General features: G+C 74.4%; 3 protein-coding genes. 2 read left to right on the forward strand and 1 reads right to left on the reverse strand.

Annotated elements, in window-relative coordinates; translation table 11 throughout:
- Positions 1-96 precede the first annotated feature (96 nt).
- Positions 97-14,724: an amino acid adenylation domain-containing protein gene (locus ABZ567_RS17905; RefSeq protein WP_360790507.1), complete on the forward strand. Its 14,628-nt coding sequence runs from the start codon at positions 97-99 to the stop codon at positions 14,722-14,724.
- Positions 14,721-14,930, forward strand: a complete 210-nt coding sequence (locus ABZ567_RS17910) for an MbtH family protein (protein WP_360790509.1) — start codon at positions 14,721-14,723, stop codon at positions 14,928-14,930. Before ABZ567_RS17905 ends, ABZ567_RS17910 begins: the two co-directional genes overlap by 4 nt.
- A gap of 92 nt (positions 14,931-15,022) precedes the next feature.
- Here ABZ567_RS17910 and ABZ567_RS17915 read toward each other — a convergent pair whose 3' ends face one another.
- Positions 15,023-16,852: an ABC transporter ATP-binding protein gene (locus ABZ567_RS17915; protein ID WP_360790922.1), complete on the reverse strand. Its 1,830-nt coding sequence runs from the start codon at positions 16,850-16,852 to the stop codon at positions 15,023-15,025.
- Positions 16,853-16,857 lie beyond the last annotated feature (5 nt).

The following is a 16,857-nucleotide window of genomic DNA, read 5'->3' on the forward strand; positions in this document are numbered from 1 at the left end:
CTGACCCGACCGACGGCGTGGCGGAACCTCGCCACGCCGTCGCCGTCTCCTGGGTCGCCTCCGCCACGCATCCCCAGGGAAAGGCCACTTCGTACGATGCTTGACGTCGAGTCGGACCGGAAGCCCACCTCCGGCCTCCCCGTCACCGGCGGGCAATCCGGCATCTGGCTGGCCCAGCAGATCGAACCGGACAGCTCCGCCTACAACATCGTGTTCGCGCTCCACCTCCGCGGCGCCGTCGACCTCGACCGTCTCACCACCGGCGTCCGCCGCGCCCTGGAGGAGGCCGAGTGCCTCCATGTACGTGTCACCCCCGGAGACGACGGGCCGCGCCAGACCCCGCGTACCGTCCCGATCGACCTCCCCGTCGTCGACCTGCGCGCCACCGCGGACCCCGACGAGGCCGCCGCAGCGTGGATCGCCGCCGACCGAGACCGGCCCGTCGACCTGGCCCACGACCCGCTCTTCGCCTACGCCCTGCTGCGGCTCGCCGACGACCGGGTCCTGTGGTGCCAGCGCTACCACCACATCGTGATGGACGGCAGGGGCGCCGCCCTGATCACCCGGCGCGCGGGCGAGCTCTACACGGCGGGAGGACCCCGTACGGCCGGTGCGCCGCCCGTGGGGCAGGGGTCCGGTACGGGCGGTGCGCCGCCCGTGGCGCAAGGGTCCGGCACGGCCGGTGAGCTGTATGCGGCCACGGGTTCCCCGGTCCGGGCCCACGCCTCCCTCGGCCGCCTCGTCGCCGCCGACCGCGCGTACCGCGCCTCCGAGCGGCACGTCGCCGACCGCGCCTGGTGGCTGGAGCGCATGGCCGGCCGCACCGAGCCCGTACGGCTCGTCGAGCGCGCCGCGTCCCCCATGACCCGCCGACTCAGGCGCACCACCGAGCTGACCCCGGAAACCGTCCAGCGGCTGGACGCCGCCGCCGGACGCGCGGGCGTACGCCCCTCCCGCGTCCTGGTCGCCGCCGTCGCCGCCCATCTGCACCGCGCCCGCGGCGAACAGGACCTCGTCCTCGGACTGCCGGTCGCCGCCCGCGACGACGAGGCCTCCGCGCACATCCCCGGCATGGTGTCCAACATCGTCCCGCTGCGCCTCACCGTCCGCCCCGGTACCACCGGCGCCGCCCTCGTCGCGCAGGTCCGCGACGCCGTCGCGGACGCCGTCGCGCACGGCCGCTACCGCGCCGAGGAACTCGCCAGGGATCTCGGCCTGCCCGACGGCGTACCGGAACTCGTCGGCCCCACCGTCAACATCCTGCCCCGCACCGGCGACCTGCGCTTCGACGACCACGAGGCCGAACTGCGCCCCGAGTGGCTCGGACCCGTCAGCGACCTGGCGTTCAGCTTCGCCGAGGGCCCCGGTGGCCAGGGCGTCACCCTCCACCTCGACGTGGACGCCGACGTCTGCGACGCGACCGCGCTCGCGGACCACGAGCGCCGCTTCCTCACCCTGCTGCACACCTTCACCGAGGACCTCGACCGCCCCGTGGGCCGCATCGAGCTCACCTCAGAGGCAGAACGGTCCCTGCTGCTCGACCAGTTCGGCACCGATCCGCGCGAGGCACCGGAGCTGTCCTGGCCCGCCGCCTTCGAACGGCAGGTCCGCCGCACCCCCGACGCCGTCGCGCTCGTCTGCGAGGACCGGGAACTCACGTACGCCGCGCTCGACGACGCCGCCGACCGGCTCGCCCGCCTGCTCCGCGCCCGGGGTGTCGGAGCCGAGGACGTGGTGGGCGTGGCCCTGCCCCGCTCACCGGAACTCGTCGTCGCCCTGCTCGCCGTGATGAAGGCCGGCGCCGCCTACCTGCCCCTGGACGCGGACCACCCCCAGGACCGCATCGCCTACATGCTTGCCGACGCCGGGGCGCGCACCGTCGTCACCGTGCGCGAACTCGCCGACGGGCTCCCGGAGACCGCCGGCGTCACCCTGCTGCCGCTCGACGCCCCGGCCACCGTGGACGCCCTCGCCGCCCCGGCCGACCCCGAGCCGCTGCCGCCGGTCGCCCTCGACCAGACCGCGTACGTCATCTACACCTCCGGCTCGACCGGCCGCCCCAAGGGCGTCGTCGTCCCGCACGACGGCGTCGGCAGCCTCATCGCCACCGCCACCGACCGGATCGGCATCACCGCCGAGAGCCGGGTCGTGCAGTTCGCCTCCGTCGGCTTCGACGTGACGGTGTGGGACCTGGTCATGTCGCTCTGCGTCGGCGGACGGATCATCGTCGTCCCCGCCGAACGCCGCGTCGCGGGTCCCGCGCTCACCGAGTACATCGCCCGCCACCGCGCCACCCACATGATCCTGCCGCCGTCGCTCGTCTCGGCGCTGCCCCAGGAGTGCGAACTCCCTTACGGCGCGGTACTCGTCGTCGGCACCGAGGCCGTCCCGAGCGAACTGATCGCCCGCTGGGACGGACGGCTCCGGGTCGTCGTCGCCTACGGCCTCACGGAGGCCACCGTGAATTCCACGCTCTGGATCGCCGACCCCGACCGGCCCGGCCCCGCGCCCATCGGCCGACCCGACCCCAACACCCGCGTCTACGTGCTCGACACGGCGCTCCGGCCCGTCCCCGTGGGGACGGAGGGCGAGCTGTACGTCGCCGGGCGCGGCCTCGCGCGCGGTTACCTGGGCCGCGAGGCGCTGACCTCGGAACGGTTCGTCGCCGACCCGTACGGCGCCCCCGGCACCCGGATGTACCGCACCGGCGACCGGGTCCGCTGGGCCGCCGACGGCAACCTGGAGTTCCTCGGGCGCGCCGACGGCCAGATCAAGATCCGTGGGCACCGGGTCGAGCCGGGCGAGATCGAGAGCGCCTTCATGGCCTGCCCGGGCATCGCCCAGGCCGCCGTCCTCGCCCGCGAGGACCACCGGGGCGTCAAGCGACTCGTCGCCTACCTGGTCCCGGAGACCGGGACGGCGGCTGAGGCGGAGGCCCGGAGCGGGACGGAGACCGAGGCGGAGGCCCAGACCGGAACCGAGGCGAAAGCCTCCCCCGACGCGGTGGTGGCCGCCGCACGCTCGCGCGTGACGGACGCGCTGCCCGACCACATGGTGCCCTCGGCGGTCGTCGTCCTCGACGGCCCCCTGCCGCTGACCCCCAACGGCAAGCTCGACGCCAAGGCGCTGCCCGAGCCCGGCTGGACGTCGATGACCGGCACCGGCACCGGCACCCCGAGCACACCCGCCGAGACCGCTCTCGCCGCACTGTTCGTCGACGTCCTCGGCCTGCCGTCGGTGGGCGTCCACGACAGCTTCTTCGAGCTGGGCGGTGACAGCATCGTCGCCATCCAGCTCGTCAACCGGGCCCGCGAGGCCGGGCTCGTGATCACCCCGCGTGACGTGTTCCGGGGCCGGACCGTGGCGGCCCTCGCCAGGAGCGCAGGTGAGTCCGTCGCCACCCCGGCACCGCGGGAGGTGCACCTCGACGAGGACGCGCTGCCGGTCTCCCCGCTCCAGGAGGGTTTCTTCTTCCACGCGGAGTACGACGACCGGTCCGCGGACCTCTACCTCGTGCAGGAACTCCTCGACCTGGCCGACCCCGTCGCACCGGACCGGCTCCGCGCCGCCCTCCAACTGCTGCTGGACCGGCACCCGCTGCTGCGCTCGTCGTTCCGCCAGCTGCCCGGCGGCGCCGTCGTCCAGCGCCTCGCCGACCGCGTCGACCTTCCGTGGCGGGAGGCCGACACCGCCGCGACAGGCCTGGACGACATCCTCCGCGCCGACCGTGCCGAAACGTTCGACCTCGACCGGCCGCCCCTCCTGCGCGCCACCCTCATCGAGGACGGACAGCGTCACCGGCTCCTGCTCACCCTGCACCACATCGTCGCCGACGGCTGGTCCGTCTCCGTCCTGCTGCGGGAACTGACCGCCGCCTACCGGGGCGTCGAACTGCCCGTGCCGACGGCCCCGGAGCCGTACCTCTCCTGGCTCGCGGGCCGGGACCGGGACACCGCCAGGGAGGCCTGGCGCCGGGCGCTCGACGGTCTCGCGGCGCCCACCCGCCTCCCCGCGCTCTCCACCCGGCTCGCCGCACCCCCCACCCCGGCCGGCGAACCGCAGGCCTCCGTCCGACCCGAGCATGTCGACACACGACTGCCCCACGACCTCACCGACGCACTGACCGCGTACGCCAGGACCCACGGTCTGACCCTCAGCAGCGTCTTCCACGGTCTGTGGGGTCTGCTGCTCGGCGGTCTCACCGGCGGTCAGGACGTCGTCTTCGGCACCACCGTGTCCGGGCGGACGACCGAGGTCCCGGGACTCGACTCCGCCGTGGGCCTGTTCATCAACACCGTCCCCGCCCGGGTGACCCTCCGCCCCGAGGAGACGCTCACCGCACTCCTCCACCGCGTACAGGACGAGCACGCCGCCCTTCTCGACCACCAGCACATCGGACTCGCCGAGATCCAGCGGCTCGCGGGCGGCGGCGACCTCTTCGACACCCTCGTGGTCTTCGAGAACTACCCCACCGGGGAGCGCGCGGCCGGTCAGGGCGCCGGCGAGCCCCTCGTCACCGGCGCCGAGGTCCTCGACGCCGTGCACTACCCGCTCGCGCTCGTCGTCGAGCCCGCCGACACGGGTCTCCTGCTCCGGTTCAAGCACGACGCGGCCCGCCTGGACCAGGTGACGGTGGCCGTCCTCGCCAACCGGTTCACGGCCCTGCTGCGGACCCTGGTCGCCGAGCCCGACCGCACCGTCGCCCGCACCGACCTGCTGTCCGCCCGCGAACACGAGCACCTCACCGCGCTCAACGCCACCGCGCACCCCGTGCCGGAGGCGACCCTCGCCTCGCTCTTCGCCGCGTGGGCGGCCCGCACCCCGCACGCCCCCGCCGTCGTCTTCGAGGACACCACCCTCAGCTACGCCGAACTCGACCGCCGCGCCGAGGCCCTGGCCCGACGCCTCAGGGCACGCGGCGCCGGCCCGGAACAGTACGTCGCCGTCGCCGTCCCGCGCTCGGCCGAGCTGATGGTCGCGCTGCTCGGCGTCCTCAAGGCGGGCGCCGCCTACCTGCCCGTCGACCTCGACTACCCCGCCGACCGGGTGGCGTTCATGCTCGCCGACTCCGGCGCGCGGCTCGTCGTCACGACCACCGAGGCCGCCGGCCGCCTCCCCGACGCACCCGACCTGGAGCCTCTCGTCGTCAGCGCGGAGGAGCACGCGGAAGCGCACGCGCGGGAGCAAGCCCAGGAGCACTCGGAGGAGTACGCGCAGGAGCACGCGCACAAGTACGACACCTCTGTTGCCGGCACCCCCGTACGGGCCGCGGGCCCCGACCACCCCGCGTACCTGATCTACACCTCGGGCTCCACCGGTCGTCCCAAGGGCGTCGCCGTCACCCACCGGGCCGTCGTCAACCGGCTCGCCTGGATGCAGAGCGCGTACGGGCTGACCGCCGACGACCGGGTGCTCCAGAAGACCCCGTCCAGCTTCGACGTGTCGGTGTGGGAGTTCTTCTGGGCGCTGACCGAGGGCGCGACCGTCGTCCTCGCCCGCCCCGACGGCCACCGCGACCCGGCCTACCTGGCCCGTCTGATGGCCGACCGGCGCATCACCACGACCCACTTCGTCCCGTCGATGCTGGCCGCCTTCGTCCAGGTCATGGAGACCGCCCCCGGCCCCCGGCCCGACTGGGCGGCGAGCCTCCGCAGGGTCTTCTGCAGCGGCGAGGCGCTCACCGGGGCCGACGCCCGGCGCTGGTGGGAGCTGACCTCCCGCTCCCGCAGCGCCCCCGTACCGCTGCACAACCTGTACGGACCCACCGAGGCCGCCGTCGACGTCACGTCCTTCCCGTACGAGGGCGGTGGCGAGCCGGCCGTTCCGATCGGCCGGCCCGTGTGGAACACCCGGCTGCACGTCCTGGACCCGTTCCTGCGTCCCGTACCGGACGGGGTGCCGGGCGAGCTGTACCTCGCCGGGGTCCAGCTGGCCCGCGCCTACCACGACCGGCCGGGACTGACCGCCGAGCGGTTCGTGGCCGATCCGTTCGGCGCGCCGGGGGAGAGGATGTACCGCACCGGCGACCTGGTGCGCCGCCGCGCGGACGGCGCCGTCGAGTACCTCGGCCGCACCGACCGGCAGGTCAAGATCCGCGGCAACCGCGTCGAACCGGGCGAGATCGAGACAGTCCTCGCCGCGTTGCCCGGTGTGAGCCGCGCCGTCGTCGTCGTCCGCGAAGGTGCCCTCGTCGGCTACGCCGTCCCCGCTCCCGGCGCCGCCCCCACCACCGAGGCCTTGCACGGCGCGCTCACCGAAGCGCTGCCCGCCGCGATGGTGCCGAGTGCCGTCGTCGTCCTCGCCGAACTGCCGCTGACCCCCAGCGGCAAGCTCGACCAGAAGGCCCTGCCCGCCCCCGAGGCCGCGCCCCGGACGGGCGGACGCGCACCCCGCGACGCGCGCGAGCGTGCCCTGTGCGCGATCTTCGACGACGTCCTCGGTGTGCCGGGGACGGGCGTCGACGACGACTTCTTCGTGCTTGGCGGCGACAGCCTCAGCTCGATCACCGTCGCCACGCGCGCGCGTGAGAAGGGGCTGACGCTCAGCCCCCGTGACGTCTTCGAGTGCCGTACCCCCGCCGCCCTCGCCGCCGCGGCGACCGCCCACGGGGACGCCGACGCACCCCCGACCCCCGACTCGTCCGAGACACCCGAGGTACCCGTGCACGCAGACGGCGTGACCGTCTCCGCCTCCGACGCCGGGCAGGCCGCCGCCGCCCTGCAGGCCGTCCTGGCGCTCCAGCAGCAGTCCGGCGCCGCCGTCGATCCCGCCCTGCAGGCCCTGCTCGACCAGCTGACCGCCGCCGCGCCCCCGACCCCGGAACCTGCTCTTCCGGTCGGGCCGGAACTCTCCCCGGAACTCTCGCCGGAACTCACCCTCGAGGAGACCACGCGGGTCCACGCCGCCGCCGGCCTCCCCGTCGCGGACATCTGGCCGCTCTCCCCGCTCCAGGAGGGCATGTACTTCCACGCCACCTACGACGCCGGTGACGCACTCGACGTCTACCAGTCCCAGGAGACCCTGGACCTCGACCACCGGATCGACACCGACCGGCTGCGGGCCGCCTGCCGGACCCTCCTCGACCGCAACACCGGCCTGCGCGCCGGCTTCACCAGCGACGGCCTGCCCCGCCCCGTCCAGTTCATCGTGGACGGCGCCGAGATCCCGCTCGTGGAGGCCGACCTCTCCGCGCTCCCGGCCGACGAACAGCGGACCCGCACCGAGGAGCTGCTCGCCGCCGACCGCAGGCAGCGCTTCGACCTGACCGCGGCGCCGCTCTGCCGCCTGCTCCTCATCCGGCTCGGTGACGGCCGGGACCGGCTCGTCGTCACCCACCACCTCATCCTCTGGGACGGCTGGTCCGCCTGGCTGTTCCTGGAGGAACTCTTCACCCTGTACGAGCGGACCGGCGACCCCACGGGCCTGCCGCTGCCCGGCTCGTACCGCGACCACCTCGCCTGGCTGGACGCGCAGGACACCACCGCCGCCCTCGACGCCTGGCGCCGGGCGCTCGCGGGCTTCGACGAGCCGACGCTGCTCGCCCCGACCGGGCGCGACACCGGCCCGGTCATCCCGGTGGACTTCGACGCCCACCTCACCCGGGAGGCCGGCGACCGGCTGCGGGCCGCCGCCCGCCGGCACGGCCTCACGGTGAACACCGTCCTCAACGCGGCCTGGGCCCTGGTGCTCTCCGCGACGACCGGCCGCGGCGACGTCGCCTTCGGCACGGCGGTGGCGGGCCGCCCCGCGGACGTCCCGAAAGTCGCCGGCATCATCGGCATGTTCCTGAACACGATTCCCGCCCGGGTCGCCCTCGCTCCCGACGAGCCCCTGCTCGACCTGCTGCGCCGGATGCAGTCCGAGCGCGCCGCCGTCATGCCGTACGAGTACGTGGGCCTCGGCACCCTCCAGCAGGAGTCCGGACACCGCAGGCTCTTCGACACCCTGTTCGTGCTCCGCTCGGCCGACGGCGAGGACCGGGCCGCAGCCCTGCGCGAGCGGCACGGCATCACCGGCGTGTCCAACGTGGACGGCACCCACTTCCCGCTCACCCTCATCGTCACGCCCGGCACCCGGCTCCGGATCACCCTGGCGGCCAGGCCCGACCTCTTCGACGCCGAGGCCGCCACCACCCTCCTCACCCGGTTCACCACGATCCTGGACCGCCTCGGTGAGGCCCTCGCCGGACCGGCCGCCGGGACGGTACGGACCGTCGGCGTCGACCTGCTCCTCCCCGGTGAGCGCGCCGCCCTCACCACCGGCCGGGAGGCCACCCGCGAGCCGGTGCCGGACGAGACCGTCGCCGACATGCTCACCGCCCAGGTCGCCCGTACCCCCGACGCCGTCGCCCTCGTCTTCGGCGACCGCGCCCTCACGTACGCCCAACTCGACGCGCACGTCAACCGGCTCGCCCGGCTGCTTCTCGCCCGGGGCGCCGGCCCCGAGAAGGTCGTGGCGCTCGCGCTGCCCCGGTCCATCGACATGGTCGCCGCGCTGTTCGCCGTCCTGCGCACCGGCGCCGCGTACCTGCCGCTCGACCTCGACCACCCCGCCGACCGGCTGCGGCTCATGGCCGAGGACACGGGACCGCTCTGCCTCGTGTCCACCACCGCCGTCGCCCCCGCACTGCGCCGCGAGGACGGCCCCGTCGCCCCCGAACTCCTCCTGGACGACCCGGCCGTGACCCGGGAACTGGCCGCGCTGTCCGGCGACGGGATCACCGACGCCGAACGGCCCGCGTTCGCCCACGGAGTGCCGGACCGTCTGGAGTTCCCGGCGTACGTCATCTACACCTCCGGCTCCACCGGCCGCCCCAAGGGTGTCGTCACCCCCTACCGGGGACTGACGAACATGCAGCTCAACCACCAGAAGGAGATCTTCGACCCGGCCATCGCCTCCGCCGGCGGACGACGCCTCCGCATCGCGCACACCGTCTCCTTCGCCTTCGACATGTCGTGGGAGGAACTGCTCTGGCTCGTCGAGGGCCACGAGGTCCACGTCTGCGACGAGGAACTCCGCCGCGACGCCGAGGCCCTCGTCGCCTACTGCGACGCCCACCGCGTCGACGTGGTCAACGTGACGCCGACCTACGCCCAACTGCTCATCGAGCAGGGCCTCCTCGACCGGGACGAGTCCGCGGGGAAGCACCGCCCCGCCCTGGTCCTGCTCGGCGGCGAGGCCGTGTCCGACACGCTCTGGACCCGACTGCGCGACACCGAGGGCACGTACGGCTACAACCTGTACGGCCCGACCGAGTACACGATCAACACCCTCGGCGGCTCCACCACCGAGAGCGCCACGCCCACCGTCGGCAGGCCCATCCGCAACACCCGCGCCCACGTCCTCGACGCCATGCTGAGGCCCGTCCCCCCGGGCTGCCCCGGCGAGCTGTACATCGCCGGAACCGGTCTCGCCCGCGGCTACCACGACCGGGCGGCGCTCACCGCCGAACGCTTCGTGGCCGACCCGTACGGCGAGCCCGGCGAACGCATGTACCGCACCGGCGACCTCGTACGACAGCGCCCCGACGGCCTGCTCGACTTCCTCGGCCGCACCGACGACCAGGTCAAGATCCGCGGGTACCGCATCGAACTCGGCGAGATCTCCACCGCCCTGTCCGCGCACCCCGAGGTCGCCCACGCCGCCGTCGTCGTCCACGAGACCTCGGGTACCAAGCGTCTGATCGGCTACGTCGTACCGGAGGCCGGCACCTCCGGCGGAGAGCCGGACGCCGACCTCGTCCAGCGCCTGCGCGAGCACCTCAAGGCCGGACTCCCCGACTACATGGTCCCGTCCGCCCTGGTCACCGTCCCGACCCTGCCGCTGACCGTCAACGGCAAGCTGGACGTCAAGGCCCTGCCCGCCCCCGACCCCACCGGCACGGGCACCGGGCGCGCCCCCCGCACCCCGGAGGAGGAGACCCTCTGCGGGCTCTTCGCCGAGGTACTGGGCCTGGCCGAGGGCAGTGTCGGCATCGACAGCGACTTCTTCGACCTCGGCGGACACTCGCTCCTCGCCACCCGGCTCGTCAGCCGCGCCCGGACCGCGCTCCAGGCCGAGCTGGCGATCCGCGACCTGTTCGAGGCGCCCACCGTCGCCGAACTCATGGAGCGCGCGACCGCCTCGCGCGGCGCGGCCCGCCCGGCGCTCGTCCGGGTCGAGCGCCCCGACGAACTGCCGCTCTCCCACGCCCAGCAGCGCCTCTGGGTCATCCAGCAGATCGAGTGCACCTCGGCCGCGTACAACTTCCCCCTGGTCGTGCGACTGCGCGGCCCCTTCGACCGGGAGGCCTGGCGGGCCGCCCTCGCCGACGTGACCGCCCGCCACGAGGCACTGCGCACGCTGTTCACCGAGCGCGACGGGCAGGCCTACCAGCGGATCCTGCCCGCCGGCTCGGCCGCCCCCGTCGTGGAGCACCTGCGCGCCACCGAGGACGAGGCGCCCGGCATCGTGGACGCCGCCGTCCGGCGGCCCTTCGACCTCGCCGCCGAACTGCCGATCCGCGCCACGGTCGTGGAGACGGCGCCCGACGAGCACGTCGTCGTGCTGCTGCTGCACCACATCACCACCGACGAGTGGTCCGACCGCCCCTTCCTGCGCGACCTCACCACCGCCTACACGGCCCGCCTCGGCGGCGCCGCACCCGCATGGGAGCCGCTGCCCGTCCAGTACGCCGACTACGCCCTCTGGCAGCAGCGCCTCCTCGGCGACCCCGCCGACCCGGACAGCCTCGCCGCCCGGCAGCTGGAGCACTGGCGGACGGCCCTGGCCGGCGCCCCCGAGGAACTCGACCTGCCCACCGACCGGCCGCGGCCCGCCCGCCCGGCGTTCACCGGCGCCGAGATCGACATCGCCTTCGACCCTCCGGTCCACGAGGGCCTCAGGCGGCTCGCGCGGGACACCGGCGCCAGCATGTTCATGGTGGTGCACGCGGCCGTGGCGGCGCTCCTCCACCGGCTCGGCGCGGGCACCGACATCCCCCTCGGCGCGCCCATCGCCGGACGCGGCGACGAGGCACTCGACGACCTCGTCGGCTTCTTCGTCAACACCCTGGTGCTCCGCACCGACCTCGGCGGCGACCCGAGCTTCACCGAACTCCTGGCCCGGGTCCGCGAGACCGACCTCGCCGCCTTCTCCCACGCCGACGTGCCGTTCGAGGCGGTCGTGGAGAAGCTCAACCCGACCCGCTCCCTCTCCCGGAACCCGCTGTTCCAGGTGATGGTCGGCCACCACGCCCGTACGGACGACACCCTGCGACTGCCCGGACTCCGGGCCGACTTCCTGCCGCACCGGATCGGCACCGCCAAGTTCGACCTCGTGTTCAGCTTCACCGAGCACACCACGGCCGACGGATCCGGCGACTCGCTCGGCTGCCGCCTCGAGTTCTCCACCGAACTCTTCGACCAGGAGACCGCCGAGCGCGTCGGCGACCGCCTCCGCAGGCTCGTCGAAGCCCTCGTCGCCGCCCCCGACCAGCCGCTGTCCCGGGCGGGCATCCTCACCGACGACGAGCACCGTCTCGTCCTCGAAGGCTTCAACGGGCCGCCCCGTGACGTCGACGAGCAGACCCTGCCGGCGCTCTTCGCCCGCCGGGCCGCCGAGCGCCCCGACGCCGTCGCCGTCGTCGAACGCTCCCGCTCGGTGACGTACGCGCAGCTCGACGACCGCGCCGACCGCCTCGCCCGGCTGCTCGCCGCCCACGGCGTCGGCGCCGAGAGCGTCGTGGGCGTGGCCGTGCCGCGCTCGGTGGACATGGTCGCCACGGTCCTCGCCGCCCTGAAGCTGGGCGCCGCGTTCCTGCCGCTCGACCTCGTCCACCCGGGCGACCGCCTCAGCTACATGATCGAGAACTCCGGCGCGGCCGTCGTCGTCGGGACCGAGCCCGTCGCCGGCAAGATCCCGGACGTGCCCGGTGTCCCGGTGCTGCTCCTCGACGCCCCCGACACCGCCGCCGCACTCGACACCCTGCGGGGGACGCCCCCGCCCGGCGGCCCCGCGGGGCTCGACCAGGCCGCGTACGTCATCTACACCTCCGGCTCGACCGGCCGCCCCAAGGGCGTCGTCGTCCCGCACGAGGGCATCGCCAGCCTCGTCGCCACGGCCGTCGACCGGATGGGCCTGGAACACGACAGCCATGTCCTCCAGTTCGCGTCCATCGGCTTCGACGTCTTCGTCTTCGAACTCGCCATGGCCCTCTGCCACGGTGGACGGCTCGTCCTCATCACCGACGAGGCCCGCGTCGCGGGACCCGCCCTCACCGACTTCCTGGCCGACCAGCGGATCACCCACATGATCCTGCCACCGTCCCTGGTGTCGGCGCTGCCCGCCGACTGCCGGCTGCCCGAGGGGTCGACCGTCCTCGTCGGCACCGAGACCGTGCCGCCGGACCTCTTCGAACGCTTCGGCGCCACGGCGAACCTGATCTGCGCGTACGGACTCACCGAGGCGACCGTCAACTCCACCCTCTGGCCGGCCCGCGAACACGGCGGCCGCGCCACCGGCCGGGTGCCGATCGGCCGCCCCGACCCCAACACCCGCTGCTACGTCCTCGACGAACACCTGCGTCCCGTCCCGCCCGGCGTCGTCGGCGAGCTGTACGTGGCCGGGCGCGGTCTCGCCCGCGGCTACCTCGGGCAGGCCGGGCTCAGCGCGGAACGGTTCGTCGCCGACCCGTACGGCACCCCCGGCAGCCGCATGTACCGCACCGGAGACCGCGCCCGATGGCGCGCCGACGGGAACCTCGACTTCCTCGGGCGGGTCGACACCCAGGTGAAGATCCGCGGCTTCCGCATCGAACTGGGCGAGATCGAGGCGGCCCTCGCGGGGCATCCTTCGGTCGCCCAGGCCGCCGTCCTGCCGGACCGGGACGGCGACATCGTCCGCCTCGTCGGCTACGCGGTCCCCGAGCCGGGCACGGGCCCGGGTGCCGGTGCCGGTGCCGGTGCCGGTGCCGGTGTCGGTGCGCATCCTGGGCTCGACCCGCAGGAACTGCGCGCCCACGTCGCCGCGCTGCTCCCCGAGTACATGGTCCCCGCCCTCGTCGTCCCGCTCGACGGCCCCCTGCCGCTCACCCCGAACGGCAAGCTCGACCACAAGGCGCTTCCCGCGCCCGACTGGTCCGCCATGACCGGCGACGCCCGTCCCGCGACGGAGACGCAGGCGCGGATCGCCGCCCTGTTCTGCGAGATCCTGAAGCTGGACGGCGTCGGCGCGCACGACAGCTTCTTCGCCCTCGGCGGCCACTCCATGGCCTCCATGCGGCTCCTCGGTCGCATCCGCGCCGAGTTCGGCGTCGAACTGAGCATCCGCGACGTCTTCGACGCCCTGACCGTCGCCGGCATCGCCGGCAAGCTGGATACAGCCACCGCCGCACGCCCGGCGCTGCGTCCCGCCGACGGCCCGGCCGCCGACGGCGCCGACCTGCCCACGGCCCCCGTCCAGCGCCGACAGTGGCAGGCCTACCGGCGCGGCCCCGGCTTCGACCACGCCCTGGTCCTGCGCTCGCCCGGCGGCCTCGACGCGGACGCGCTCGCCGCCGCCCTCGACGACGTGACCACCCGTCACGAACCGCTCCGCACCGCCTTCGCCGTACATGACGGAAACCTGGTCCGCAGGCCCGTCGAGGCCCCGGCCCTGGCCGTGGAGGACTGCGCGGACCTGGACGTCCGCCTCACCGAACTCGCCGCCCACGCACCGGACGTGGAGGCGGAGGCCCCGCTCAGGGCCCGGCTGCTCACCGGCCCCGACGGCGCCCAGGCGGTCCTGCTCACCCTGCACTACCTGGCGGTGGACGAGTGGTCGGTGGTCCCGCTGTTCCGCGACCTCACCACGGCGTACGGCGCTCGCGCGGACGGCCGGGCGCCCGACTGGCGACCGCTCCCCGTCACGTACACCGACTACGCCCGCTGGGCGCGGGAGGTCCTCGGCGACCTCACCGATCCCGTGAGCCGGGGCGGCCGTCAACTCGCCTACTGGCGAAGCGCCCTGAAGGACGCGCCGCGCGAGCTGGCCCTGCCGACCGAGTCAGGGTCCACCGCCGCCGCCCAGGGCGGCCGCCGCGCCGCCGGGGTCGTCGAGTTCGTCCTCGACGAGCGGCTGCACGCGGATGTCGACCGGCTGGCGCGGACCACCGGCACCAGCATGTTCATGGTGCTGCACGCCGCCCTCGCGGCGCTGCTCACCGCCCACGGTGCGGGCACCGACCTGCCCATCGGGACGATGGTCGCCGGCCGCGACGACGACCAGCTCACCGAGCTCGTCGGCTGCTTCCTCAACACGGTCCTGCTGCGTACCGACACCGCCGGCGATCCGACCTTCGCGGAGCTTCTGACCCGGGTACGGGAGACCACCCTCAGCGCCCTCGACCGGCAGGACGTGCCCTTCGACGAGGTGCTCCTGGCGGCCGGGTTGCCACCCGAGGGCCCGCAGGTCATGGTGATCCACCACGAGCAGGCGGACCTGGACCGACTGGAGGGCGGCATGGGCGCGCTCCACGCCGTACCCACCGGTTCGACACGGGCCGAACTGACCCTCGGCTTCCACGAACCCCGTGGTGAGGGACCCGTGCACTGCGCGCTGGTCCACGCGACGGACCGGCTCGGCCCGGCGAAGGCCCATGAGCTCGCCGAGGAACTGCAGACCCTGCTGCGTACCGTGACGACCGACTCCGGACGGCCCCTGTCCCAGCTGTTCGGCACGACACACAAGAGGAGTGAGAACGCATGAGCACCAACCCGTTCGAGGACCCGCAGGGCCGCTTCGTGGTTCTGGTCAACGACGAGAACCAGCACTCGCTGTGGCCCTCCTTCGCCGAGATCCCCGCCGGGTGGCGGACCGTGTTCGGCGAGGACACCCGCGAGGGCTGCCTCGCGTACGTGGAGGCCCACTGGACCGACCTGCGTCCGGCGAGCCTCATCGCCCTGCAGGACTGACCTGCCCGGCCCACCCACCGTCCACGAGACGACGGAAGGGGGCGGCACGACCGACGTCGTGCCGCCCCCTTCCCGCACGCGGGGGAGTTCCCTCAGCGGGCCGGCGAGACCGGGACGTCCGCGTCCGGGGCGGGGCGGGGCACCTTCTCCCCGGGGTCCCGGCGGCTGTCGGACCAGGCGGCCCACAGGTCGGCGTACCGGCCGCCCGCCGCCACCAGCTCCTCGTGGGTGCCGGTCTCCACCACACGGCCCCGGTCGAGGACGACCACCCGGTCGGCGGCCGCCGCCTGCGGCAGCCGGTGCGCGACGAGCAGTCCCGTACGGCCTTCGAGGGCGCGCGCGGCCGCCTCCTCCAGGATCCGCGCGCCGGCGCTCCCCGCGTCGGCGGTGGCCTCGTCCAGGATCGCGATGGGCGGGTCCGCGAGGACGAGCCGCGCGAGCGCGAGGTGCTGTGCCTGGGTCACCGTCAGCCGGTGGCCGCCCTCGCCGACGACCGTGTCGAGTCCCTCGGGCAGCGCCCGTGCCCACTCCAGGGCTCCGACCCGGTCGAGCGCCGCGTGCAGCGCCTCGTCGTCGGCGTCCGGCCGGGCGAGGCGCAGGTCGTCCGCGAGGGAGCCGGCGAAGACGTGTACCTCCTGGCTGATGAGCGCCACCGCGCGGCGGACCCCGGCCGGTCCCAGCTCCCCGGCGTCGACCCCACCGAGCCTGATGGAGCCCCCGGTGGGCGTGTGGACACCCGCCACGAGCTTGGCCAGGGTGGTCTTGCCGGCCCCGCTCGCCCCCACCAGGGCCACCCGCTCCCCGCTGCGCACCCGCAGGTCGACCTCGTGCAGCACGGGCGCCCCCGAGCCGTACGCGTGGCTGAGCGCGGACACCTCGACCGAGCCGTCCGCGAGGGTGTGGTGCCCGCTGGGCGTCCGCTCCGCGGGGAGGTCCGACACCCCGACCAGCCGGGCGAAGCTCGCCCCCGCCGACTGGGCGTCGTCCAGGAGGAACAGGGTCGCGTTGATCGGGTTGAAGAGGCTGTGGAAGTACAGCGCGGCGGCCGTCGCCGTACCGATGCTGACCGAGCCGCGGTCGACCAGGACGAACCCGGTGGCGAGCATCGCGGCGAGCCCGATGAACTCGGCGAGGTTGAGCCGCGAGAAGAACCCGGTGACGATGTGGATGCCCCGCAGTCCCAGGTCGCGCGCCGCTTCGGACCGCCGTTCCAGCAGCTCCGCGTGGGTGCCGTTCAGCCGGAACGCGCGTACGGTACGGACCCCGCCGACGCTGTCGAGCAGCTGGTGCTGCAACGCGCCGGTCGCGATCCGGTGCTCCCCGTACACGGGGGCGGCGCGGCGCAGGTACCAGCGCACCGACAGCGCCTGGACCGGCGCCGCGAGCAGCGCCGCGAGCAGGAACCGCCAGTCGAGGACGGCGAGTCCGACGAACGTCAGCAGGATTGTCAGGGCGGAGCGGCTGAACTCGGGCAGGGCCTGCCGCACCGACTTCCCGATCATCGACACGTCGCTGGTGACCCGGGAGACCAGGTCGCCCGAGCCGGCCGCCTCGACGCGGTCGAGCGGCAGCCTGAGCGCCCGCTCGATGAACTGCTCGCGCAGGGACGCGAGAACGGTCTCGCCGAGCCGGGCCACGAGGGTGCTGCCGACGGCGGCGGCCGCGCCCCGCGCGAGCGCGACGACGACGAGAAGCACCAGCGGAAGCGTCAGGGCGGGGGCGCCCTTCCGGTCCACCACGAGGTCGACGATGTGGCCGAGCAGGGGAGCGGTCAGGAGCCCGACGGCCGTTCCGACGACCAGGACGGTGATCGCGCCCGCGGCGAGGAGCCGGTGGCCGCGCAGCATGGCGCGGAGCGCCGCGAGGGATTCGGCGCCGGTGGCGGTCGGCAGGAGCACACGGTCCGGGTGGCTTCCGCCCATGGTCT

Source organism: Streptomyces sp. NPDC016459 (assembly GCF_040632845.1).
Taxonomy (GTDB): domain Bacteria; phylum Actinomycetota; class Actinomycetes; order Streptomycetales; family Streptomycetaceae; genus Streptomyces.